Source organism: Variovorax sp. AC103 (assembly GCF_979254005.1).
This window is the reverse complement of record NZ_CEEDFC010000015.1, coordinates 22,420-44,860: the sequence shown is the minus strand read 5'-3', so window position 1 is coordinate 44,860 and position 22,441 is coordinate 22,420. Positions and strand designations below refer to the sequence as shown.

General features: G+C 65.8%; 20 protein-coding genes. 18 read left to right on the top strand and 2 right to left on the bottom strand.

Annotated features, from left to right (window positions below; translation table 11 throughout):
• Genes nuoG through AC0IYU_RS21285 form a run of 11 tightly spaced genes read left to right on the top strand, consistent with a single transcriptional unit; the run spans position 1 to position 11,259 of the window.
• Complete coding sequence (gene nuoG, locus AC0IYU_RS21335) at positions 1-2,172, top strand: NADH-quinone oxidoreductase subunit NuoG (RefSeq protein WP_472120788.1); 2,172 nt, start codon at positions 1-3, stop codon at positions 2,170-2,172.
• Complete coding sequence (gene nuoH / locus AC0IYU_RS21330) at positions 2,169-3,245, top strand: NADH-quinone oxidoreductase subunit NuoH (RefSeq protein ID WP_435484254.1); 1,077 nt, start codon at positions 2,169-2,171, stop codon at positions 3,243-3,245. The genes nuoG and nuoH overlap by 4 nt, the downstream gene beginning before the upstream one ends.
• 17 nt (positions 3,246-3,262) lie before the next feature.
• Positions 3,263-3,808 (top strand): NADH-quinone oxidoreductase subunit NuoI, encoded by a 546-nt coding sequence (nuoI, locus tag AC0IYU_RS21325; protein WP_435436613.1) that lies wholly within the window; start codon positions 3,263-3,265, stop codon positions 3,806-3,808.
• A gap of 36 nt (positions 3,809-3,844) precedes the next feature.
• Positions 3,845-4,504 carry an NADH-quinone oxidoreductase subunit J gene (locus AC0IYU_RS21320; RefSeq protein ID WP_435436614.1) on the top strand — a complete coding sequence of 220 codons (660 nt, stop codon included), beginning with the start codon at positions 3,845-3,847 and terminating at the stop codon, positions 4,502-4,504.
• Positions 4,501-4,809, top strand: coding sequence for an NADH-quinone oxidoreductase subunit NuoK (gene nuoK / locus AC0IYU_RS21315; RefSeq protein ID WP_019653383.1), 309 nt, complete (start codon positions 4,501-4,503; stop codon positions 4,807-4,809). The genes AC0IYU_RS21320 and nuoK overlap by 4 nt, the downstream gene beginning before the upstream one ends.
• Positions 4,810-4,816: 7 nt before the next feature.
• Positions 4,817-6,853 (top strand): NADH-quinone oxidoreductase subunit L, encoded by a 2,037-nt coding sequence (gene nuoL, locus AC0IYU_RS21310; RefSeq protein ID WP_435436615.1) that lies wholly within the window; start codon positions 4,817-4,819, stop codon positions 6,851-6,853.
• 24 nt (positions 6,854-6,877) lie between these two features.
• Complete coding sequence (locus AC0IYU_RS21305) at positions 6,878-8,356, top strand: NADH-quinone oxidoreductase subunit M (protein ID WP_435436616.1); 1,479 nt, start codon at positions 6,878-6,880, stop codon at positions 8,354-8,356.
• A gap of 26 nt (positions 8,357-8,382) precedes the next feature.
• Entirely contained in the window at positions 8,383-9,870 is a 1,488-nt protein-coding gene (nuoN, locus tag AC0IYU_RS21300) for an NADH-quinone oxidoreductase subunit NuoN (RefSeq protein WP_472120786.1), read from the top strand.
• A 13-nt stretch (positions 9,871-9,883) separates the two neighbouring features.
• Positions 9,884-10,189 carry a DUF2818 family protein gene (locus tag AC0IYU_RS21295; RefSeq protein WP_435484252.1) on the top strand — a complete coding sequence of 102 codons (306 nt, stop codon included), beginning with the start codon at positions 9,884-9,886 and terminating at the stop codon, positions 10,187-10,189.
• 4 nt (positions 10,190-10,193) lie between these two features.
• On the top strand, positions 10,194-10,799 hold the full coding sequence (locus tag AC0IYU_RS21290) for an NUDIX domain-containing protein (protein WP_435436619.1): 606 nt from the start codon (positions 10,194-10,196) through the stop codon (positions 10,797-10,799).
• Positions 10,800-10,806: 7 nt separating this feature from the next.
• The gene (locus AC0IYU_RS21285; RefSeq protein ID WP_472120785.1) at positions 10,807-11,259 is read left to right on the top strand and encodes a DUF1178 family protein; all 453 of its coding nucleotides are present in this window, start codon (positions 10,807-10,809) and stop codon (positions 11,257-11,259) included.
• A 30-nt stretch (positions 11,260-11,289) separates the two neighbouring features.
• On the opposite strand, the gene AC0IYU_RS21280 is transcribed toward AC0IYU_RS21285, so the two are convergent.
• Complete coding sequence (locus AC0IYU_RS21280; RefSeq protein WP_435484249.1) at positions 11,290-13,074, bottom strand: ABC transporter transmembrane domain-containing protein; 1,785 nt, start codon at positions 13,072-13,074, stop codon at positions 11,290-11,292.
• A 76-nt stretch (positions 13,075-13,150) separates the two neighbouring features.
• Here AC0IYU_RS21280 and AC0IYU_RS21275 point away from each other — a divergent pair, with 76 nt between their 5' ends.
• The 4 genes from AC0IYU_RS21275 to AC0IYU_RS21260 are packed head-to-tail and all read left to right on the top strand — an operon-like array spanning position 13,151 to position 18,135.
• Positions 13,151-13,690, top strand: a complete 540-nt coding sequence (locus AC0IYU_RS21275; RefSeq protein ID WP_472120783.1) for a MarR family winged helix-turn-helix transcriptional regulator — start codon at positions 13,151-13,153, stop codon at positions 13,688-13,690.
• A complete protein-coding gene (locus AC0IYU_RS21270) occupies positions 13,683-15,146 on the top strand; it encodes an efflux transporter outer membrane subunit (protein ID WP_472120781.1) in 1,464 nt (487 codons plus the stop codon). The genes AC0IYU_RS21275 and AC0IYU_RS21270 overlap by 8 nt, the downstream gene beginning before the upstream one ends.
• 38 nt (positions 15,147-15,184) lie before the next feature.
• Positions 15,185-16,528, top strand: coding sequence for an EmrA/EmrK family multidrug efflux transporter periplasmic adaptor subunit (locus tag AC0IYU_RS21265; protein WP_472120779.1), 1,344 nt, complete (start codon positions 15,185-15,187; stop codon positions 16,526-16,528).
• Positions 16,529-16,572: 44 nt separating this feature from the next.
• Complete coding sequence (locus tag AC0IYU_RS21260) at positions 16,573-18,135, top strand: DHA2 family efflux MFS transporter permease subunit (RefSeq protein ID WP_472120777.1); 1,563 nt, start codon at positions 16,573-16,575, stop codon at positions 18,133-18,135.
• A gap of 60 nt (positions 18,136-18,195) precedes the next feature.
• Here the strand turns inward: AC0IYU_RS21260 and AC0IYU_RS21255 are convergent, their stop codons facing one another.
• Complete coding sequence (locus AC0IYU_RS21255; protein ID WP_472120776.1) at positions 18,196-19,476, bottom strand: AGE family epimerase/isomerase; 1,281 nt, start codon at positions 19,474-19,476, stop codon at positions 18,196-18,198.
• A gap of 182 nt (positions 19,477-19,658) precedes the next feature.
• Between AC0IYU_RS21255 and AC0IYU_RS21250 the strand changes: the two genes are divergently transcribed.
• The 3 genes from AC0IYU_RS21250 (at position 19,659) to AC0IYU_RS21240 (ending at position 22,401) form a co-directional block, all read left to right on the top strand.
• Positions 19,659-20,429 carry an ABC transporter ATP-binding protein gene (locus tag AC0IYU_RS21250; RefSeq protein WP_472120774.1) on the top strand — a complete coding sequence of 257 codons (771 nt, stop codon included), beginning with the start codon at positions 19,659-19,661 and terminating at the stop codon, positions 20,427-20,429.
• 1 nt (position 20,430) lies between these two features.
• Positions 20,431-21,138 (top strand): ABC transporter ATP-binding protein, encoded by a 708-nt coding sequence (locus AC0IYU_RS21245; protein ID WP_472120772.1) that lies wholly within the window; start codon positions 20,431-20,433, stop codon positions 21,136-21,138.
• Between the two features lie 114 nt (positions 21,139-21,252).
• On the top strand, positions 21,253-22,401 hold the full coding sequence (locus tag AC0IYU_RS21240; protein WP_472121035.1) for an ABC transporter substrate-binding protein: 1,149 nt from the start codon (positions 21,253-21,255) through the stop codon (positions 22,399-22,401).
• Positions 22,402-22,441: the final 40 nt, after the last annotated feature.

The window sequence follows — 22,441 nt, the reverse complement described above, 5'->3', positions numbered from 1 at the left end:
ATGGTTGAAATCGAACTCGACGGCAAGAAGGTCGACGTGACCGAAGGCAGCATGATCATGCATGCGGCCGACAAGGCAGGCACGTACATCCCGCACTTCTGCTATCACAAGAAACTGAGCATCGCGGCGAATTGCCGCATGTGCCTCGTGGACGTGGAAAAAGCGCCCAAGCCGATGCCGGCCTGCGCCACGCCCGTCACGCAGGGCATGATCGTTCGCACCAAGAGCGAAAAGGCCATCAAGGCGCAGCAGTCGGTCATGGAGTTCCTCCTGATCAACCACCCGCTGGATTGCCCGATCTGCGACCAGGGCGGCGAATGCCAGCTGCAGGACCTGGCCGTGGGCTACGGCGGTTCTTCTTCGCGCTACGAAGAAGAAAAGCGCGTCGTGTTCCACAAGGACGTGGGCCCGCTGATCAGCATGGAAGAAATGAGCCGCTGCATCCATTGCACGCGCTGCGTCCGCTTTGGCCAGGAAGTGGCCGGCGTGATGGAGCTCGGCATGACCCAGCGCGGCGAGCACTCCGAAATCGAGACCTTCGTGGGCGACTCGGTCGACTCCGAACTCTCGGGCAACATGATCGACATCTGCCCGGTCGGCGCGCTCACGAGCAAGCCGTTCCGCTACAGCGCCCGCACCTGGGAACTGTCGCGCCGCAAGTCGGTGAGCCCGCATGATTCCACCGGCGCCAACCTGATCGTCCAGGTCAAGAACAACCGCGTGATGCGCGTGGTGCCGCTCGAGAACGAAGACGTAAACGAATGCTGGATCGCCGACCGCGACCGCTTCTCGTACGAAGCGCTCAACGGCCCGGAACGCCTGACGCAGCCCATGCTGAAGCAGGGTGGCCAATGGCAGCAGGTCGACTGGCAGACGGCGCTCGAGTACGTCGCCAATGGCCTGCGCCAGATCAAGGCCGACCACGGCGCGCAAAGCATCGGCACGCTCGTCAGCCCGCACAGCACGCTCGAAGAGCTGCATCTCGCCGCCATGCTCACGCGTGAACTCGGCAGCGACAACATCGACTACCGCCTGCGCAACGCCGAATTCGCGGCCTTCGAAGGCGTGCGCTGGCTCGGCACCTCGATCGCCTCGCTCACGCAAGTGCAGCGCGCGCTGGTCGTAGGCTCCAACCTGCGCAAGGAACACCCGCTGTTCGCTCAGCGCATCCGCCAGGCCGTGCGCAAGGGCGCCGCGCTGTCGGTGATCACCTCGGCCAGCCTGATGGCCGACCGCGACGCCTGGGCCATCGACGTGGCGCAGTCGTCGATCGTCGACGCCGACCAGTGGGTCGAAGCGCTGGCCGCCGTGGCCGCCGCCATCGGCGAAACCAATGGCGCAGCCTCGCCGCTGGCGCCGAACAACGCACCCGACGATGCCGCCAAGGCCATCGCAGCGTCGCTGCTGAGCGGCGAACGCAAGGCCGTGCTGCTCGGCAACGCCGCCGCGCACCATGCCCAGGCCAGCAGCCTGCTGGCCCTGGCGAACTGGATCGGCGCGCAAACCGGCGCCACCGTCGGCTACCTGACCGAAGCGGCCAACACCGTGGGCGCGCAGCTTGTCGGCGCGTTCCCGAAGAACGGCGGCCTCGATGCCGGCCGCATGCTCGCCGCGGGCTCCGGCCTGAAGGCCGTGATGCTGCTGAACACCGAGCCAGTGTTCGACTCGGCCGCGGGCGCCGCGGCAGCCGATGTCATCGGCAATGCGCAAATGGTCGTCACGCTCAGCCCGTTCAAGGCCAACCTCGCATTCAGTGACGTGCTGCTCCCGATCGCCCCGTTCAGCGAAACCCCCGGCACCTTCGTCAACGCCGAAGGCCGCCTGCAAGGTTTCCATGCCGTCGTGAAGCCGCAAGGCGAAACGCGTCCGGCGTGGAAGGTGCTTCGCGTGCTGGCCAACTTGCTCGGCCTGCCTGGCTTCGCGTTCGAATCGACTGCCGACGTGCTCGCCACCATCGGTGACAACGGCGTGCTGCCGGCGAATGCCCTGAGCAACGCCACATCCGCCGATGCGGTCGCTTCCAACGGCGCAGCTGCTGCGCCCGTGGTCGCGAGCATCTACCAGCTCGACTCGATCGTGCGCCGCGCACCGTCGCTGCAACTGACCGCCGACGCACGCAATGCATCGGCCGGATCGAACGTGTCGGCCCGTGCCGAGGAGGCATTGGCATGATCGACGCTATTCATGGCTTCGGCCAGGGCCTGGTCGCTGCAGGCTGGTGGACCGTGGTGGTCTGGCCCGTGATCTGGACGCTGATCAAGATCATCGTGGTCGTGATCCCGCTGATGCTGGCCGTGGCCTACCTCACGCTGTGGGAACGCAAGGCCATCGGTTTCACGCAGATCCGCATCGGCCCGAACCGCACCGGTCCGCTCGGCCTGCTGCAGCCGATCGCCGACGCGCTCAAGCTGATGACCAAGGAAATCATTCTTCCGACGGTCGCCAACAAGGGCCTGTTCCTGCTGGGCCCGGTGATGACCATCATGCCGGCGCTCGCCGCATGGGCGGTGATTCCCTTCGGCCCCGATGTGGCGCTGGCCAACATCAATGCCGGCCTGCTGTTCGTGATGGCCATCACCTCGCTCGAGGTGTATGGCGTGATCATCGCGGGCTGGGCCTCGAACTCGAAGTACGCCTTCCTGGGCGCGCTGCGCGCCTCGGCACAGATGGTGAGCTACGAAATCGCGATGGGCTTCTGCTTCGTCGTGGTGCTGATGGTCACCGGCAGCCTGAACATGAGCGAGATCGTGAATGTTCAAGGCAAGGGCATGTTCGCCAACCTGGGCGTGGGCTTCCTGTCGTGGAACTGGCTGCCGCTGCTGCCGATCTTCGTCGTCTACTTCATCTCGGGCCTCGCCGAAACCAACCGTCACCCGTTCGACGTGGTGGAAGGCGAATCCGAAATCGTGGCCGGCCACATGATCGAGTATTCGGGCATGAGCTTCGCGATGTTCTTCCTGGCCGAGTACGCCAACATGTGGCTCGTCTCGATCCTCACCGTGGTGCTCTTCCTGGGCGGATGGCTGCCGCCGTTCGACTTCCTGAGCTTCATCCCGGGCTGGATCTGGCTGGGTGCCAAGACCTTCTGCGTGGTCACCATGTTCCTGTGGGTCCGCTCGACATTCCCGCGCTTCCGCTATGACCAGATCATGCGGTTGGGCTGGAAGATCTTCATTCCCGTCACCCTCGTGTGGCTGGTCGTGGTCGGTGGCTGGATGCAGACGCCGTTCAACATCTGGAAATAACAGGAAGCGCCAATACCATGTCTGCTGCGCACACCGCCGGCGCGTCCGCGCGCCCTTCCAAACTTGCGTCCGCGCCGTTCTCGCTCAAGGACTTCCTGAGCAGCTTCATGCTGTTCGAGCTGTTCAAGGGCTTGGCCGTCACCGGCAAGTACGCCTTCGCCCGCAAGATCACTGTCCAGTTCCCCGAAGAGAAGACGCCGCTGTCGCCGCGCTTCCGTGGCCTGCACGCGCTGCGCCGCTACGAAAACGGCGAAGAACGCTGCATCGCCTGCAAGCTCTGCGAAGCCGTTTGCCCGGCACTGGCCATCACCATCGAATCGGATGTGCGCGACGACGGCTCGCGCCGCACGACGCGCTACGACATCGACCTGACCAAGTGCATCTTCTGCGGCTTCTGCGAAGAAAGCTGTCCGGTGGACTCGATCGTGGAGACGCACATCTTCGAATACCACGGCGAGAAGCGCGGCGACCTGTACTTCACGAAGGACATGCTCCTGGCCGTGGGCGACCGCTACGAAAAAGAAATTGCAGCGAACAAGGCGGCTGACGCCAAGTACCGCTGATCCGACCAGCCCGAACCCCGTACCCATTCGAATTCCATGGACGTCAAGACCGGTCTGTTCTATCTGTTTGCCGCGGTGCTGCTGTTTGCAGCCTTCCGCGTCATCACCGCCCGCAACCCCGTGTACGCCGCGCTGTACTTGGTGCTGGCCTTCTTCCAGGCTTCGGCCATCTGGTTGCTGCTGCGCGCCGAGTTCCTCGCGATCTCGCTGGTGCTGGTGTATGTCGGCGCCGTGATGGTGCTGTTCCTGTTCGTCGTGATGATGCTGGACATCAACGTCGACGGCCTGCGAGAGGGCTTCTGGAAGCACTTCCCGCTGGCCGCTGGCGTGGGTGCGCTCATTGCGCTCGAAATGGCGGCCGTGCTGATGGGCGGCTTCCGCCTGGGCGAGGCACCTCGCGCGGCCTCTGGCCCGATGGCGGCCGACGCCTCCAACACGCTCGAACTGGGCAAGTTGCTGTACACCGAATACCTCTACCCGCTGGAAATTGCCGCGGTCATCCTGCTCGTGGCCATCGTGGCCGCCATCGCGTTGACGTTGCGCACCCGCAAGGACAGCAAGTACGTGAATCCGGCCGACCAGGTGCGCGTGAAGGCGCGTGACCGCGTGCGCATCGTGCAGATGCCGGTGACGCGTGCGGCCGAACCTGTGGCTGAAGCTGCAGCTGCGGATGCTGCAAAGGAAAACAAGGCATGACGCTCACGCTAGGACACTTTCTTTCGCTCGGCGCGATGCTCTTCGCGCTGTCTGTGATCGGCATCTTCCTGAACCGCAAGAACCTGATCGTGCTGCTGATGGCCATCGAACTGATGCTGCTCGCGGTCAACATGAACTTCGTGGCGTTCTCGCACTTCCTGGGCGACATGCACGGCCAGATCTTCGTGTTCTTCATCCTGACGGTGGCTGCGGCCGAGTCGGCCATCGGGCTGGCGCTGCTGGTTCTGCTGTTCCGCAACAAGTCGAACATCAACGTGGACGAACTCAACTCGCTCAAGGGTTGAAAGCAACATGAGCGCAACCCTTTCCGCATCCACCTTGCTGGCCGTGCCGCTGGCACCCCTGGTCGGCGCCGCTGTCGCCGGCCTGTTCGGCACGAAGTTCGGCGGCAATCACATCGGCCGCAAGGTCACGCATTCGCTGACCATCCTGGGCGTGCTGGTCGCCTTCATCATCTCGGCCATGACGCTCAAGAGCGTGGTGGCCGACGGTGCACGCTTCAACGCCACCCTCTACGAGTGGATGGTGGTGGGCGGCCTGAAGATGGAAGTCGGCTTCATGGTCGACGGCCTCACCGCCATGATGATGTGCGTCGTGACCTTCGTGTCGCTGATGGTCCACATCTACACCATCGGCTACATGGAAGAAGACGACGGCTACAACCGTTTCTTCGCGTACATCTCGCTGTTCACCTTCTCGATGCTGATGCTCGTCATGAGCAACAACATGCTCCAGCTGTTCTTCGGCTGGGAAGCGGTGGGCCTGGTGTCGTACCTGCTGATCGGTTTCTGGTTCAACAAGCCGACCGCCATCTTCGCGAACATGAAGGCCTTCCTGGTCAACCGCGTGGGCGACTTCGGCTTCATCCTGGGCATCGGCCTCATTGCGGCCTACGCCGGCACGCTGAACTACACCGAAGCCTTCGCCAAGGCGAACACGCTGGCCGGCATCACCTTCCCGGGCACCGAATGGATGCTGATCACCGTGATCTGCATCTGCCTGTTCATCGGTGCGATGGGCAAGAGCGCGCAGTTCCCGCTGCACGTGTGGCTGCCCGACTCGATGGAAGGCCCGACCCCCATCTCCGCGCTGATCCACGCGGCCACGATGGTGACCGCCGGCATCTTCATGGTGGCGCGCATGTCGCCGCTGTTCGAGCTGAGCGACACGGCCCTGAGCTTCATCCTCGTGATCGGCGCCATCACCGCACTGTTCATGGGCTTCCTGGGCATCATCCAGAACGACATCAAGCGCGTGGTCGCGTACTCGACGCTCTCGCAGCTCGGCTACATGACCGTGGCGCTCGGTGCCTCGGCCTACTCGGTGGCCGTGTTCCACCTGATGACGCACGCGTTCTTCAAGGCGCTGCTGTTCCTCGGTGCCGGCTCGGTGATCATCGGCATGCACCACAACCAGGACATCCGCTGGATGGGCGGCGTGCGCAAGTACATGCCGATCACCTGGATCACATCGCTGCTGGGTTCGCTCGCGCTGATCGGCACGCCGTTCTTCGCCGGCTTCTACTCGAAGGACAGCATCATCGAAGCGGTGCACGAAAGCCACCTGTGGGGCGCGAACTTCGCGTACTACGCGGTGCTGGCCGGCGTGTTCATTACGGCGTTCTATTCGTTCCGCATGTACTTCCTGGTCTTCCACGGCAAGGAACGCTACGACCAGAACCCTGATGCGCACCATGACGACCACGGCCATGGCCACGACGATCATGGCCACGGTCACGAGGCCCACAAGCCGCACGAGTCGCCGATGGTGGTCTGGCTGCCGCTGGTGCTGCTGGCCATTCCCTCGGTGGTGATCGGCTTCATGACGATCGAGCCGATGCTGTTCGGCGAGTTCTTCAAGAACGCGATCTTCGTGGACGGTGCCAAGCACCACGCCATGAAGGAGCTGGAAGAAGCCTTCCACGGTCCGGTGGCCATGGCCATCCACGGCCTGACGACGGCACCTTTCTGGCTGGCACTGGCCGGCGTGGTCCTGTCCTGGTACATGTACATGATCAACCCGGCGCTGCCGGCCGCGATCAAGCGCGCCTGCGGCCCGATCTACCGCCTGCTGGAAAACAAGTACTACCTCGACTGGATCAACGAGAACATCATCGCCCGCGGTACGCGTGCGCTCGGCACCGGCCTGTGGAAGGGGGGCGACCAAGCCCTCATCGACGGCGCCGTGGTCAATGGTTCGTGGAAGCTGGTCGGCCGTATTTCAGGTGTGGTGCGCTGGATGCAGTCGGGCTACATCTATCACTACGCCTTCGCGATGCTGCTGGGCATCTTCATCCTGATGACGTATTTCGTCTGGTTCAAACGCTGAGCCTAGCGCTGGAGAAAAAGAAAAATGGGTTTGTTGAGCCTTGCCATCTGGGTGCCGATCGCATTCGGCGTCGCGCTGCTGGCGTTTGGCCGTGACGAGCACGCCAAGGGCGTCCGCTGGGTCGCCCTCGTCGGCGCCATCGTGAGCTTCCTGGTCACGGTGCCGCTGTTCACGGGTTTCCGCAACGGCACCGCCGCCATGCAGTTCGTCGAGAAGACGAGCTGGATCTCGCGCTTCAACGTCAACTACCACCTCGGGATCGACGGCATGTCGCTCTGGCTGGTGCTGCTGACGTCGTTCATCACGGTCATCGTCGTGATCTCGGCCTGGGAAGTGATCACCGAGCGCGTGAACCAGTACATGGGCGCGTTCCTGATCCTGTCGGGTTTCATGATCGGCGTGTTCTCCGCGCTCGACGGCATCCTGTTCTACGTGTTCTTCGAAGCCACGCTGATCCCGATGTACCTGATCATCGGTATCTGGGGCGGCCCGAACAAGATCTACGCGGCGTTCAAGTTCTTCCTGTACACCTTGCTCGGCTCGCTGCTGATGCTGGTGGCGCTGATCTTCCTGTACAACAAGTCGGGCGGCAGCTTCGACATCCTGGCCTGGCACAAGCTGCCGCTGGGGTCGACCGCGCAGACCTTCCTGTTCTTCGCCTTCTTCGCGGCCTTCGCGGTGAAGGTGCCGATGTGGCCGGTGCACACCTGGCTGCCCGACGTGCACGTCGAGGCGCCCACCGGCGGTTCGGCCGTGCTGGCCGCGATCATGCTGAAGCTGGGCGCCTACGGCTTCCTGCGCTTCTCGATGCCCATCGCCCCCGATGCGTCGCACGAATGGGCCTGGCTCATGATCGCGCTGTCGCTGATCGCGGTGATCTACGTGGGCCTGGTCGCGCTGGTGCAGCAGGACATGAAGAAGCTGGTGGCGTATTCGTCGGTCGCTCACATGGGCTTCGTGACGCTGGGCTTCTTCATCTTCAACGAGCTCGGCGTGTCCGGCGGCATCGTGCAGATGATTGCGCACGGCTTCGTCTCGGGCGCGATGTTCCTGGGCATCGGCGTGCTGTACGACCGCGTGCACTCGCGCCAGATTGCCGACTACGGCGGCGTGGTCAACACCATGCCCAAGTTCGCGGCTTTCGCGCTGCTGTTCGCCATGGCCAATTGCGGCCTGCCGGGCACCGCCGGTTTCGTGGGCGAGTGGATGGTGATCCTGGGCGCCGTGAAGGCCAACTTCTGGATCGGCCTCGGTGCGGCCACCGCGCTGATCTTTGGCGCGGCCTACACGCTGTGGATGTACAAGCGCGTGTACCTGGGCCCGGTCGGCAACGACCACGTCAAGGAGCTCAAGGACATCAACGCCCGCGAGTTCGTGATGCTGTCGCTGCTGGCCATCGCCGTACTGTGGATGGGCCTGTATCCGAAGCCTTTCACCGACGCCATGGACGCCTCGGTGGTCGAGCTCCTGCGCCATGTGGCTATTTCGAAGCTGCCTTCCTGATTCCACGCTGAAGACAAGAGAACGAGATGATTGACAAAATCAGCTGGGTCACGATCTACCCTGAAATCGTGTTGCTGGTCATGACCTGCATCATTGCGCTGGTCGACCTGTCGACCACGGACCATCGCCGCACGCGCACCTATGTGCTGACGCTGCTCACGCTCGCCGTGGTCGGCGTGCTGTCGGGCCTTGCGGCCCTCAACGGCAAGACGGCCTACGGCTTCGGTGGCATGGTCGTGAGCGACCCGATGGGCAACTGGCTCAAGTGCTTCGCCACCATCGCCCTGATGGTCACGCTGGTCTACGGCCGTCCCTATGCGGCCGACCGCGACATGCTGCGCGGCGGCGAGATGTTCACCATGAGCATGTTCGCGCTGCTGGGCATGTTCGTGATGATCTCGGGCAGCAACTTCCTGCTGATCTACCTGGGCCTGGAACTGCTCACGCTGTCGAGCTATGCGCTGGTGGCGCTGCGCCGCGACAACGCGGTGGCCAGCGAGGCGGCCATGAAGTACTTCGTGCTCGGCGCCATGGCCAGCGGCTTCCTGCTGTACGGCCTGTCGATGATGTACGGCGCCACCGGTTCGCTCGACGTGAACGAGGTGTTCAAGGCCATCGCGAGCGGCAAGGTGAACCACCAGGTGCTGGTGTTCGGCCTGGTGTTCATCGTGGCCGGCCTGGCATTCAAGGTGGGCGCTGCGCCGTTCCACATGTGGGTGCCAGACGTCTACCAGGGCGCGCCTACGGCGATCACGCTGCTGATCGGCGCCGCGCCCGAGCTGGCCGCCTTCGCGATCATCATTCGCCTGCTGGTCGATGCGTTGCAACCGCTGGCCATCGACTGGCAGCAGATGCTGGCGGTGCTGGCCATCGCCTCGCTGCTGGTCGGCAACCTGGCCGCCATCGCGCAGAGCAACCTGAAGCGCATGCTGGCGTACTCCACCATTTCGCAGATGGGCTTCATGCTCCTCGGCCTGGTGGCCGGTTCGGACCAGCAGGGTACCTACAACGCCCAGTTCGCCTACAGCGCCTCGATGTTCTACATCGTGACCTACGTGCTGACCACGCTGGCGAGCTTCGGCATCATCCTGCTGCTGGCGCGCGAAGGCTTCGAAAGCGAAGAGATCACCGACCTCGCAGGCCTGAACCAGCGCAGCCCGCTGTACGCCGGCGTGATGGCGATCGCCATGTTCTCGCTGGCCGGCCTGCCGCCGCTGGTGGGCTTCTACGCGAAGCTGGCCGTGCTGCAGGCGCTGATTGCGTCGGGCCATGCCATCTACATCGGCCTGGGCGTGTTCGCGGTGATGATGTCGCTGATCGGCGCCTTCTATTACCTGCGCGTGGTCAAGGTCATGTACTTCGATGCGCCGGTCACGGCGACCACCGTGTCGGCGCCGCGCGACGTGCGCGTCGTGCTCACGATCAACGGCGCGCTGATCCTCATCCTGGGCATCGTGCCCGGCGGGCTCATGACGCTTTGCTACGACGCGATCGTGGCCACGCTGGCCCACTGACGCGCAACACCCGGTGTCGCAAACCGCGTCGGTCTGGGTTGTTCTGCTGGTGGCCCTGGTGGCCGCCAACCTGCCTTTCTTCAACGACCGCCTGTTCGGCGCCGTGCCACTGCCCACGCGACCCAAGTCGCTCGCAGTGCGCCTGGCCGAACTGGTGGTCTTGTACTTTCTGGCCGGCGGCATCGGGCTGCTGTTCGAGCGCAGGGCAGGGCAGATCGCTCCGCAGGGCTGGGAGTTCTATGCGGTAACCGGCGCGTTGTTCATCGTGCTGGCCTTTCCGGGGTTCACCTGGCGCTACCTGATGAAACACAGGCACTGACGACATGACTTCACCCACCACCGATTCGCACCTGAAGGAAGAGCTGGTCCGCAGCGAGGAGCTCTTCAAGGGCAACTTCCTGCAGGCCAAGCGTGACACCATCCGCCTGCCCGACGGCCACAGCGCCACGCGCGAGTACGTGGTGCACCCGGGTGCCGTGGTGGTGATTCCGTTGCTGGACGACGGCCGCGTGGTGCTGGAGCGGCAGTTTCGCTACCCGGTCGGCCACGTGATGATCGAGTTCCCGGCCGGCAAGCTCGACGCGGGGGAAGACCCCTTCGTCTGCGGCCGGCGCGAGCTGCTCGAGGAAACAGGCTACACCGCGCGCGAATGGGCGCACGCGGGTGCGATGCACCTGGCGGTGGCGTACTCGACCGAGATCATCCACATCTACTTTGCGCGCGGCCTCACGCTCGGCGAGCGCCAGCTCGACCATGGCGAGTTTCTGGACGTGTTCACGGCCACCCCCGAAGAGCTGGCCGGCTGGTGCCGCGACGGCAGCGTGACCGATGCGAAGACGCTGACCTGCACGCTCTGGCTGCAGAACGTCCTGTCCGGCGCATGGGCACTGGACTGGAAGGCCGTGCCCGAACAAGGCGGCGCGGGATAATCCGCGCATGAAGGTTCTCGATCTCCGCTGCGCACACGGCCATGGCTTCGAGGGCTGGTTCGCGTCCACAGTGGCCTTCGAGACCCAGCTGGCGAGCGGACTGGTCGAATGCCCGGTCTGCGGCGACACCGCCATCGTCAAGCTGCTGAGCGCGCCGCGCCTCAATCTCGGCAACGCGAAGCCACCGCAGGAAGCCACCGCGCCGGCCGCCTCTTCGGGCGTTTCCACGGCGCTTTCACCCGAAGCCCGCTGGATGCGCGCCGTGCGCGAGGTCATGGCGAAGACCGAGGACGTCGGCGAGCGCTTTGCCGACGAAGCTCGCAAGATGCACTATGGCGAAGCCCAGGAACGCGGCATCCGCGGCCAGGCCACGCCCGAGCAGACCGAGGCGCTGCTCGACGAAGGCATTGCGGTGATGGCGCTGCCGATACCGGCGTCGCTCAAGGAAACCCTGCAGTAGTCGGCCCGGCGCTCGCGGCCTTCAGTCCGTTCAGGCCGTGAACTGCAGTGCCGCCAGGCGCGCATAGACGCCACCTTGCGCGACCAGCGTCGCGTGCGTTCCCTGCTCGACGATGCCGCCGTGGTCCAGCACCACGATGCGGTCGGCCTTCTGCACCGTCGCCAGCCTGTGGGCGATCACGACCGTGGTGCGGTTTTCCATCGCCGATTCCAGTGCCGCCTGCACCATGCGTTCGCTTTCCGCATCGAGCGCGCTCGTGGCTTCGTCGAGCAGCAGCAGCGGCGGGTTCTTGAGGATGGCGCGCGCAATCGCGATGCGCTGGCGCTGTCCGCCCGACAGGCGCACGCCGCGCTCGCCCAGGAAGGTGTCGTAGCCCTCGGGCAGCGCCTGCAGGAAGTCGTGCGCGAAGGCGGCGCGCGCGGCGGCATGCACTTCGTCGGCGGTGGCCTCCGGGCGGCCGTAGCGGATGTTCTCGAAGGCGCTGGTCGAGAAGATCACCGCGTCCTGCGGCACCAGGCCGATACGGGTGCGCAGGTCGGGCAGTGCGAGCGAGGCCAGCGGCGTGCCGTCGAGCAGCAGGCGGCCGGACTGCGGGTCGTAGTAGCGCAACAGCAGCTGGAACACCGTGCTCTTGCCCGCGCCGCTCGATCCCACCAGCGCGACGGTTTCGCCGGGTGCGACGTCGAGGCTGAAGTCGCGCAGCGCCGGCGTGCCGGGACGCGACGGGTAGTGAAAGGTCACCGCATCGAATTTGATGGCGCTGCCCGCAACAGGGACGGGCGCGACCGCCGGGTTCGAGGGTGAAGCGATGGCCGCGGGCGCATGCAGCAGTTCCATCAGGCGCTCGGTGGCGCCGGCGGCGCGCAGCAGGTCGCCGTACACCTCGCCGAGCACCGCGGTGGCGCTCGCCAGGATGGCCACGTAGACCACGGTCTGGCCCAGGTGGCCGGCCGTGATGTCGCCCCGCAGCACGGCCTGCGTGCCCTGGTACAGGCCCCACAGCAGCGCGGCCGAGGTCGCGATGATGATGAACGCGACCAGCACCGAGCGCGCCTTGGTGCGCCGCACCGCGGTGCTGAAGGCGTTTTCGGTGGAGCCGTTGAAGCGCGCCGCCTCGCGGCCCTCGGCCGTGTAGCTCTGCACCACGGGGATGGCGTTGAGCACTTCGGCGGCAATCGCGCTTGAATCGGCCACGCGGTCCTGGCTGGCGCGCGACAGCTTGCGCACGCGGCGGCCGAACCACATGCTCGGCAGCACCACCAGCACCAGGATGCCCAGCACCTGCACCATCACGTAGGGGTTGGTCCACACCAGCACGGCCAGTGCGCCCACGCCCATGACGGCATTGCGCAGGCCCATGCTCAGCGACGAGCCCACCACCGTCTGGACCAGCGTGGTATCGGCCGTCAGGCGCGACAGCACTTCGCCGGTCTGCGTGGTTTCGAAGAACGCCGGGCTCTGCGTCAGCACGTGGCCGTAGACCGCGTTGCGGATGTCGGCGGTGACCCGCTCGCCCAGCCAGCTCACCGTGTAGAAGCGCGCCGCAGAGAAAAGCCCCAGCGCCACGGCCACCGCGAAGAGGGCGCCGAAGTGCTCGCGCAGCGCCATGGTCTGCGCGCCCTTGTCGGGGTTGATCAAGCCTCCGTCAATCAGGCTGCGTAAGGCGATAGGAAAAGCCAGCGTGGTGACTGCTGCCATCACCAAAAAGATCGCCGCTAGGACGATCTGGACGCGATAAGGGCGGAGGAATGGGCTCAGGCCCGACAGCGACCGGGGCGAGCCCTTGGCCTGGGAAGACGGTGCATTGGAAGCCATGCGCCGATTCTAACGATCCCTTGCCCTCACAAAGGCAGCCTTGACAATAACTGTCATGGCAGCTAATATTTTGGCCATGAGCGATGCCAATTCCAACCAAGCTTCGTCGGCCTCCACCGACGCCGAGCGTCGCGCGCCTGCCGCCTTCTATCGGCCGGAGACCTACCAGACCGAGGAGAGCATCGGCTACCTGATGCGCCGCATCGTCACGGCCGTCGGCCAGTCGATCGAAAGCCGCATCTGCGAGCCCGGCAGCCCGACCTATCCGCAGTGGGTGCCTCTCTACAAATTGCATGTCGGCGCCGCCACCACGGTGGCCGAACTGGCCCGCGCCTGCGAGCTCGATACCGGCGCCATGACGCGCCTGCTCGACCGCCTGGAGGCCAAGGGCCTGTGCCGGCGCGTGCGCTCGCTCGAAGACCGCCGCGTGGTCAACATCGAGCTCACCGACGAAGGCCGTTCCGCCGCCAAGGAAGTGCCTTACGTGCTGAGCCGGGTCCAGAACGAACACCTTGCAGGTTTTTCCAATGAGGAATGGGAGCAGCTGAAGGGCTACTTGCGCCGCATCCTCGACAACGCACAGGCCCTCGCGGTCCGTGGAGATAAAAATGACTGATTCCCTCGCCGTGCGCGCACCGCGTCGCACTTCTGTCGTGGCCGCCGCGTTGCTGGTGGTCGCACTGGCCGGCTGTGCCGACATGGCCGGCATCGGCTCGCAGGCCAAGCTGCGCGACGCCTCGTCGCTGGGCATCGCGCCCGACACCGCCGCGGTGCCGGCGTCCCGGCTCGACGGCCAGTGGTGGTTCGCGTTCGGCGACACGCAGCTCAATTCGTTGATCGACCAGGCCGTGGCCGGCAACCCGAACCTGCAGGTCGCGCAGGCCCGGCTCGCGCGCGCGCAGGCCTCGGCCGACATTGCCGGCGCGGCCCTCAAGCCGCAGGTCAAGGGCGACCTCGACCTGAACCGCCAGAAGTTCAACAGCAACTACATCTACCCGGCGCCGCTGGGCGGCTCCACGCAGAACATCGGCCTGCTGCAGCTCAGCGCGAGCTGGGAGCTCGACTTCTTCGGCAAGAACCGCAGCGCGCTGGACACCGCCATCGGCGCGGCCAACGCCGCGGCCGCCGATGCCGATGCCGCCCGCGTGCTGCTCGCGAGCAACGTGGCGCGCAGCTACTTCCAGTGGGCGCGCCTGAACGACCAGCTTACCGTGGCCCGGCGCACGCTGGCCCAGCGCGACGAAACGCTCAAGCTGGTGCGCGACCGCGTGTCCGCCGGACTCGACACCCGCCTCGAACTGCGCCAGAGCGAAGGCGGCCTGCCCGAGGCACGCCAGCAGATCGAAGCGCTCAACGAGCAGATCGCGCTGCAGCAGCATGCGCTCGACGCGCTCGTGGGCCAGCCCAACGTGTCGGCCTCGCTCAAGCCGCCCGTGCTCGAAAGCGTGAAGACCATGGCCCTGCAGGCCAACATTCCCGCCGATCTGCTGGGCCGCCGCGCCGACATCGCCGCCGCGCGCTGGCGCGTCGAGGCTGCCACCAGCGACGTGGCCAACGCCAAGACGCTCTTCTATCCCAACGTGAACCTCACGGCCTTCGCGGGCTTCCAGAGCCTGGGCTTTGGCAAGCTGCTCAAGTCGGGCAGCGAGCAGTGGGGCGTGGGCCCGGCCATCAGCCTGCCGATCTTCGAAGGCGGCAAGCTGCGCGCCAACCTGCGCGGTAAGTCGGCCGACCTCGACGTGGCCATCGAAAGCTACAACGCCGCCGTGATCGATGCCGTGCGCGACGCCGCCGACCAGGTGGCCAGCGCGCAGTCGATCACGCGCCAGCAGGCCGAGCAGCGCGCCGCGCAGACCGCGGCCGAAGGCGCCTACGACATCGCCGTGCAGCGCTACCGCGCGGGCCTGGGCAATTACCTCAACGTGCTGACGGCAGAAACCGCCGTGCTGGCGCAACGCCGCCTGGCGGTCGATCTCGCCGCGCGCGCGCTCGACACGCAGGTGGCGCTGGCGCGCGCACTGGGCGGCGGCTGGCAGCCACCGGCCACCGCGACGGCCGCACTGAACCACTGAACTGACTCGACTCCCTCGTCTTCGGAAAGAACTTCACCATGAGCGATAACAACACTCCGACGCCCGCTGCTGCCGCAGCCTCCGCAAATCCCACGGCGCCCGAGGCGCCGGCGAGCAACGGCAAGCGCCGTCGCGCACTCACCGCGCTCGCCGCGGTGGTGATCGTCGCCGGTGGCGGCTGGGGCCTCTACGAATGGCTGGTCGCCAGCCACTACGAGGACACCGACAACGCCTACGTGTCGGGCAACGTCATCCAGATCACGCCGCAGATCGGCGGCACCGTGATGGCCATCGGCGCCGACGACACCGACTTCGTCAGGGCCGGCCAGCCGCTGGTGCAGCTCGACCCGGCCGACGCCAAGGTGGCGCTCGAGCAGGCCGAGGCCGCGCTCGCGCAGGCCGTGCGCCAGGTGCGCACCCTGTACGCCAACAACGGCTCGCTGGCCGCGCAGGTCACGCTGCGCCAGTCGGACATCGTCAAGGCGCAGAGCGACATCGCCAAGGCGCAGGACGACCTGCAGCGCCGCCGCGCGCTGTCGGGCAACGGCGCCGTGTCGAAGGAAGAACTCAACCACGCCGAGACGCAGCTCGACACCGCCAAGAGCCAGCTCGCCGCCGCGCAGGCCGGCGTCGTCGCCGCGAAGGAAGCGCTGGTCAGCAACCAGTCTCTGACCGAAGGCACCAGCGTGGCCCAGCACCCGAGCGTGCTGGCCGCCGCCTCCAAGGTGCGCGAGGCCTACCTGGCCACGCAGCGCGTCGCCATGCCCGCGCCGGTCGACGGCTATGTGGCCAAGCGCACCGTGCAACTCGGCCAGCGCGTCTCGGCTGGCACGCCGATGATGTCGATCGTGCCGCTCAACCAGCTGTGGGTCGACGCCAACTTCAAGGAAGTGCAGCTGCGCAACATCCGCATCGACCAGCCCGTGAAGCTCACGGCCGACGTGTACGGCAAGAAGGTCGAATACACCGGCAAGGTCGCTGGCCTCGGCGTGGGCACCGGCAGCGCCTTTGCGTTGCTGCCCGCGCAGAACGCCACCGGCAACTGGATCAAGGTGGTGCAGCGCGTGCCCGTGCGCATTGCGCTCGACCCCGAGCAGCTCAAGGCCAACCCGCTGCGCATCGGCCTGTCGATGGACGCGGAGATCGACATCTCGTCCAAGAGCGGCAAGATGCTCGCCGACGCGCCGCGCGCCACCGCGCTGACGCAGACGGCGGTGTACAGCCAGCTCGACCACGGCGCCGACGCCGAAGTGGACCGCATCGTCTCGGCCAACCTCGGGCGCAGCGCACCGGCCACCGCCGGCGTGCCTTCCAAGGGTTCGGCCGCGCCTGCGGCCACGCCGGGCGCGGCCTCCGTGGCCGTGCAAGGCCAGCCGGGCTGATCGCCCGCGCTTCCTTCAGGTAAACAGAGCCCGCGCGACCGCACATGGCCACTGCTGCTCCTGCCTACATAGCGCACGCGCCACTCGAGGGCTCGGCCCGCGTGTGGGGCACCATCGCGCTTTCCGCGGCAACCTTCATGAACGTGCTCGACTCGTCGATCGCCAACGTGTCGTTGCCCGCCATCTCGGGTGACCTGGGCGTGAGCACCACGCAAGGCACCTGGGTCATCACCAGCTTCGCGGTGGCCAACGCCATCGCGGTGCCGCTCACGGGTTTCATGACCCAGCGCTTCGGGCAGGTCCGCCTGTTCATGGCCAGCGTGATCCTGTTCATGGTCGCCTCGCTGCTGTGCGGCCTGGCGCCGAACATGACCACGCTGATCGCCTTCCGTGCGCTGCAGGGCTTTGTCGCCGGCCCGATGATTCCGCTGTCGCAGACGCTGCTGCTGTCGAGCTACCCGCGCGCCAAGGCGGGTCTGGCGATGGCCATGTGGTCGATGACCACGCTGGTCGCGCCGGTGATGGGGCCGCTCCTGGGCGGCTGGATCACCGACAACATCTCGTGGCCGTGGATCTTCTATATCAACATCCCGGTGGGCATCGTCGCGGCTTCCATCACCTGGGCGCTGTATCGCAAGCGCGAGAGCACCACGCACAAGGTGCCCATCGATGCCATCGGCCTGGCGCTGCTGGTGCTGTGGGTCGGCTCGATGCAGCTCATGCTCGACAAGGGCAAGGAGCTCGACTGGTTCCACTCGCCGCAGATCGTCACGATGGCGGTGGTGGCCGTGGTCGGCTTCGCGTTCTTCCTGATCTGGGAGCTGACCGGCAAGCACCCGGTGGTCGACCTGTCGCTGTTCAAGCGCCGCAACTTCTGGTCGGGTGCCGTGGCAACCGCCGTGGCGTACGGCCTGTTCTTCGGCAACGTGGTGCTGCTGCCGCTGTGGCTGCAGCAGTGGATGGGCTACACCGCGACGCAGGCGGGGATGATCATGGCTCCCGTGGGGCTGCTGGCGATCTTCTTCTCGCCGATCGTCGGGCTCACGGTGGCGAAGATCGATCCGCGGCGCTACGCGACCTTCTCGTTCCTGGTGTTCGCGCTGGTGCTGTGGATGCGGTCGAACTTCAACACGCAGGCCGACTTCGTCACCATCATCATCCCGACGGTGATCCAGGGCATCGCGATGGCGTTCTTCTTCATCCCGCTGGTGACCATCACGCTGTCGGGCCTCACGCCCGACCGCATTCCGGCGGCGTCGGGGTTGTCGAACTTCCTGCGGATCACGGCCGGTGCCATGGGCACCTCGCTCACCACCACGCTGTGGGACAACCGCGCGACGCTGCACCACGCGCAGCTCTCGGAGACGATCAACCAGGGCAACAACGCGGCGACCAGCGCAATGTCGGGTCTTGCGAGCAGCGGCTTCAGCACCGAGCAGGTGCTGGGGCAGATCAACCGCATCGTCGACCAGCAGGCCTACATGCTGGCCACGAACGACATCTTCTATGCGTCGGCGATCCTGTTCCTGCTGCTGATTCCGCTGGTGTGGCTGGCAAAGCCGCAAAAGGGCGGTGCCGGTGGCGACGCTGCGGCAGGCGCCCACTGATCGGCAGCCGACAGGCAACCCACTCGACCCCCGGGCTTCTTCGAGAAGACCCGGGGGTTTTTACGTGCCGAGCGCGCGCAGCACGTCGTGGCACGCGCCCATGGTGTGGTAGTCGGTCTTGCCGGCCGGGCTTTTCTCGTCGCTGATCTTGCGGTTCTGCGGCGTGAGGATGCGGTACCAGGCACCGTGCCGGTGATCGACGAAGTGCTCCCAGCTGTACGCCCAGATGCTGTCGTACCAGTCCCAGTAGCCCGGCTCGCCGGTGCGCACCGCGAGCAGCGCGGCGGCGGCGAAGCTCTCGGCCTGCACCCAGAAGTATTTGTCGCCGTCGCACACCGTGCCGTCGGGCCCGAAGCCGTAGGCCAGCCCGCCGTTGTCGGCGTCCCAGCCGCGGAACATGGCGGTGTCGAAGAAGTGACGGGCGCGCGGCACGATCCACTCTGCCTCGCGGCCCGCCGCGGCCAGGTGCGGTTCAAGCTGCAGCAGCAGCTTGGCCCATTCGGTGAGGTGGCCGGTCTGGAAACCCCAGGGGCGGAAGATGTTGGTCTTGTCGCCGCGGTTGTAGTCCCAGTCGACCGACCAGTCCTCGCGGTAGTGCTCCCAGACCAGGCCATCGGCCAGGGCAGCCTGCCGGCCGGTGATGGATTCCGCCAGCACCGATGCCCGCGCCAGGTAGCGCGCTTCGCGCGTGGCCTCGTACGCGGCGAGCATCGCCTCGCAGGCATGCATGTTGGCGTTCTGGCCTCGGTAGGCGCCCACGCGCCAATCGACGGTGGCCTCGTCGGCATAGAGCTGGTGCTGCGGCTCCCAGAAATGCCGCTCCATCAGGTCCCAGGTGTGTGCCAGCCCGGTGCGCGCTTCTTCCACGCCGGCCATCAGCGCATGCGCATGCGCGAGCAGCACGAAAGCCAGGCCGTAGCAGTGGTTGGTGGCGTCCTGCACGGTGGCGCCGTGCGGTTGCCAGTCGATCTGCCAGGCGTATCCGCCTTCGTGTTTCGCGTGGCCCTGCCGGAGAAAGGCCAGGCCGTGGCGCGCCGCCTTCTGGTGCGCCGGATTGCCGAAGCGCCGGTAGGCCATGGCGTGGTTGAAGACGAAGCGCGTGCTGCTCACCAGATGGCGCGTGCGCCGGTCGTACACCGTGCCGTCGTCCTTGTAGAAATGAAAGAACCCGCCCGAGGCATCCAGGCAACGCGGCTCGTAGAACGCGAGCGTGTGCAGGATGTGATCGGTCAGGAAATCGGGCGAGCGGAAGTTCGGCATCGAAGACAGGGCGGTCGGTTCTGGAAGTGGTGGCGATAGCCATCCGGACGCTGTCGAAGCGACCAACGGCTTCTTTGTCATCGTAACGACAGTCACCCATTCTTGCGCCGTACCACCCCGTACAGGTTGCACTGCAGCATAGGCATTTGCCCCAGTATGAAATTGCAGGGCGCCCACCAACAATCAGTCCGCGCCCGGTAGTGGCGCATTCAGATGGGCCGCATGACCGACTTTCTTTTTTCGCATCCGGGCGACTTCGCGAGATGAGCGACGTCATCCTCGAAACACGCCAGCTCACCAAGGAATTCAAAGGGTTCACCGCGGTCAGCAAGGTCGACCTGTCGGTGGTGCGCGGTTCGATCCACGCGCTCATCGGCCCCAACGGCGCCGGCAAGACGACCTGCTTCAACCTGCTGACGAAGTTTCTCGAGCCGACCTCCGGCACGATCCTCTTCAACGGCCAGGACATCACGGGCGAGCGCCCGGCGCAGATCGCACGGCGCGGCATCATCCGCTCGTTCCAGATCTCGGCCGTGTTCCCGCACCTCACGCTGCTGGAAAACGTGCGCCTCGGCCTGCAGCGCCGGCTGGGCACCTCGTACCACTTCTGGAAAAGCGAGAAATCGCTCAAGCCGCTCGATGCGCGTGCGCGCGAACTGCTGGCCGAAGTGGGCCTGGAAGACCTTGCCGCCGAGCAGACCGTGAACCTGCCCTACGGCCGCAAGCGCGCGCTCGAGATTGCGACCACGCTGGCCATGGAGCCCGAACTGATGCTGCTCGACGAACCGACCCAGGGCATGGGCCATGAAGACGTGCACCGCGTGGCCGAACTCATCAAGCGCGTGTCGGCCGGGCGCACCATCCTCATGGTCGAGCACAACATGAGCGTGGTCTCGACCATTGCCGACACCATCACCGTGCTGCAACGCGGCGCCGTGCTGGCCGAAGGCCCCTACGCCGAAGTCTCGAAGAACTCGCAGGTCATGGAGGCCTACATGGGCACGACGGACGGCCAGTTGCAAGGTGCCCACTGACATGACGGCCGCATTGGAAATCAAGGGCCTGCAGGCCTGGTACGGCGAATCGCACGTCCTGCACGGTGTCGACATGGTCGTGCAGCCCGGCGAAGTCGTCACGCTGCTGGGCCGCAACGGCGCGGGCCGCACCACCACGCTGCGCGCCATCATGGGCCTGACCGGTGCGCGCAAGGGCAGCATCGAGGTCCACGGCAAGGAAACGATCGCGATGCCGACGCATCGCATCGCCCACCTGGGCATCGGCTACTGCCCCGAGGAGCGCGGCATCTTCGCGAGCCTCTCGTGCGAAGAAAACCTGCTGCTGCCGCCCGGGCTCAAGGGCGCGGGGCCCGGCATGTCGGTCGAAGAGATCTACGCCATGTTCCCCAACCTGGCCGAGCGCCGCCACAGCCAGGGCACGCGGCTCTCGGGCGGCGAGCAACAGATGCTGGCCGTGGCGCGCATCCTGCGCACGGGCGCCAAGCTGCTGCTGCTCGACGAGATTTCAGAAGGCCTGGCACCGGTCATCGTGCAGGCGCTGGCCCGCATGATCACCATGCTGCGCGCCAAGGGCTACACCATCGTGATGGTGGAGCAGAACTTCCGCTTCGCCGCACCGCTGGCCGACCGCTTCTACGTGATGGAGCACGGCCGCATCGTCGAAAAGTTCGGCGCTGCAGAACTCGAAGCCAAGATGCCGGTGCTCACCGAGCTGCTCGGCGTCTGAGAAGAAAAACAAACGTCCACAAGACCGCACCCTCATCCCACAAAGATTCCTCCAGGAGACAACCCCATGAACAAGAAACTCGGCCTCATCGCCTCCGCCGTCGCCGTCCTCGCCATGAGCGCAGGTGCCGCCCAGGCGCAGGAAAAAGTGAAGATCGGCTTCGTCACCGACCTGTCCAGCCTGTACGCCGACCTCGAAGGCAAGGGCGGTGCCACTGCCATCCAGATGGCCATCGACGACTTCGGCGGCAAGGTGCTGGGCCAGCCCATCGAGCTGCTGGTGGCCGACCACCAGAACAAGGCCGACATCGCCGCCTCCAAGGCGCGCGAGTGGGTCGACACGGCCGGCGTGACCATGATCTTCGGCGGCACCAATTCCGGCACCGCGCTGGCCACGGCCAAGGTGGCCGAAGAAAAGAAGCGCGTGTACTTCAACAACGGCGCCGGCAGCTCGGTGCTGACCAACGAGCAGTGCAGCCCCTACACCGTGCACTACGCCTACGACACCGTGGCGCTGGCCAAGGGCACGGGCGCAGCGGTGGTCGACCGCGGCGGCAAGAGCTGGTTCTTCCTGACGGCCGACTACGCCTTCGGCCACGCGCTCGAGGCCGACACCACCAAGGTCGTGAAGGAAAAGGGCGGCACGGTGGTGGGCGCGGTGCGCCATCCGCTGAACGCGTCGGACTTCTCCTCGTTCCTGCTGCAGGCGCAGAACTCCAAGGCGCAGATCCTGGGCCTGGCCAACGCCGGCGGCGACACCATCAACGCCATCAAGGCGTCGAAGGAATTCGGCATCAACAAGACCATGAAGACGGCGGGCCTGCTGGTGTTTCTGAGCGACATCCACAGCCTGGGCCTGAAGAACACCGAAGGCCTGCTGCACACCACCAGCTGGTACTGGGACCTGAACGACGACACGCGCAAGTTCGCCAACCGCTTCTTCGAGAAGACCAAGCGCATGCCCACGGACGTGCAGGCCGCCGACTACTCGGCCACCACCACCTACCTGAAGGCCGTGGCCGCCGCCAAGACCACCGATTCCGACAAGGTGATGGCGCAGCTCAAGAGCATGAAGATCGACGACTTCTACGGCAAGGGCCAGATCCGCGCCGACGGCAGCTTCATCCACGACATGTACCTGGTCGAAGCGAAGTCGCCCGCCGAGTCGAAGAAGCCGTGGGACTACCTGAAGGTGCTCAAGGTGCTGCCGGGCGACCAGGTCTTCACGACCAAGGCGGAAACGAAATGCGCGGCCTGGAAATAAGCGGCTGAAGCCGCCACCGACACCCCCACCGAAGTCAACG

What these genes read in the sequence shown, in the direction of transcription:
- AC0IYU_RS21245 (WP_472120772.1), top strand. Translation starts at nt 20,431, where the DNA reads ATGACGGCCGCATTGGAAATCAAGGGCCTGCAGGCCTGGTACGGCGAA.
- AC0IYU_RS21285 (WP_472120785.1), top strand. Translation starts at nt 10,807, where the DNA reads ATGAAGGTTCTCGATCTCCGCTGCGCACACGGCCATGGCTTCGAGGGC.
- AC0IYU_RS21290 (WP_435436619.1), top strand. Translation starts at nt 10,194, where the DNA reads ATGACTTCACCCACCACCGATTCGCACCTGAAGGAAGAGCTGGTCCGC.
- AC0IYU_RS21305 (WP_435436616.1), top strand. Translation starts at nt 6,878, where the DNA reads ATGGGTTTGTTGAGCCTTGCCATCTGGGTGCCGATCGCATTCGGCGTC.
- AC0IYU_RS21320 (WP_435436614.1), top strand. Translation starts at nt 3,845, where the DNA reads ATGGACGTCAAGACCGGTCTGTTCTATCTGTTTGCCGCGGTGCTGCTG.
- AC0IYU_RS21250 (WP_472120774.1), top strand. Translation starts at nt 19,659, where the DNA reads ATGAGCGACGTCATCCTCGAAACACGCCAGCTCACCAAGGAATTCAAA.
- nuoH (WP_435484254.1), top strand. Translation starts at nt 2,169, where the DNA reads ATGATCGACGCTATTCATGGCTTCGGCCAGGGCCTGGTCGCTGCAGGC.
- nuoL (WP_435436615.1), top strand. Translation starts at nt 4,817, where the DNA reads ATGAGCGCAACCCTTTCCGCATCCACCTTGCTGGCCGTGCCGCTGGCA.
- AC0IYU_RS21260 (WP_472120777.1), top strand. Translation starts at nt 16,573, where the DNA reads ATGGCCACTGCTGCTCCTGCCTACATAGCGCACGCGCCACTCGAGGGC.
- AC0IYU_RS21255 (WP_472120776.1), bottom strand. Translation starts at nt 19,476, where the DNA reads ATGACAAAGAAGCCGTTGGTCGCTTCGACAGCGTCCGGATGGCTATCG.
- AC0IYU_RS21280 (WP_435484249.1), bottom strand. Translation starts at nt 13,074, where the DNA reads ATGGCTTCCAATGCACCGTCTTCCCAGGCCAAGGGCTCGCCCCGGTCG.
- AC0IYU_RS21265 (WP_472120779.1), top strand. Translation starts at nt 15,185, where the DNA reads ATGAGCGATAACAACACTCCGACGCCCGCTGCTGCCGCAGCCTCCGCA.
- AC0IYU_RS21275 (WP_472120783.1), top strand. Translation starts at nt 13,151, where the DNA reads ATGAGCGATGCCAATTCCAACCAAGCTTCGTCGGCCTCCACCGACGCC.
- nuoN (WP_472120786.1), top strand. Translation starts at nt 8,383, where the DNA reads ATGATTGACAAAATCAGCTGGGTCACGATCTACCCTGAAATCGTGTTG.
- nuoK (WP_019653383.1), top strand. Translation starts at nt 4,501, where the DNA reads ATGACGCTCACGCTAGGACACTTTCTTTCGCTCGGCGCGATGCTCTTC.
- AC0IYU_RS21240 (WP_472121035.1), top strand. Translation starts at nt 21,253, where the DNA reads ATGAGCGCAGGTGCCGCCCAGGCGCAGGAAAAAGTGAAGATCGGCTTC.
- AC0IYU_RS21270 (WP_472120781.1), top strand. Translation starts at nt 13,683, where the DNA reads ATGACTGATTCCCTCGCCGTGCGCGCACCGCGTCGCACTTCTGTCGTG.
- nuoI (WP_435436613.1), top strand. Translation starts at nt 3,263, where the DNA reads ATGTCTGCTGCGCACACCGCCGGCGCGTCCGCGCGCCCTTCCAAACTT.
- nuoG (WP_472120788.1), top strand. Translation starts at nt 1, where the DNA reads ATGGTTGAAATCGAACTCGACGGCAAGAAGGTCGACGTGACCGAAGGC.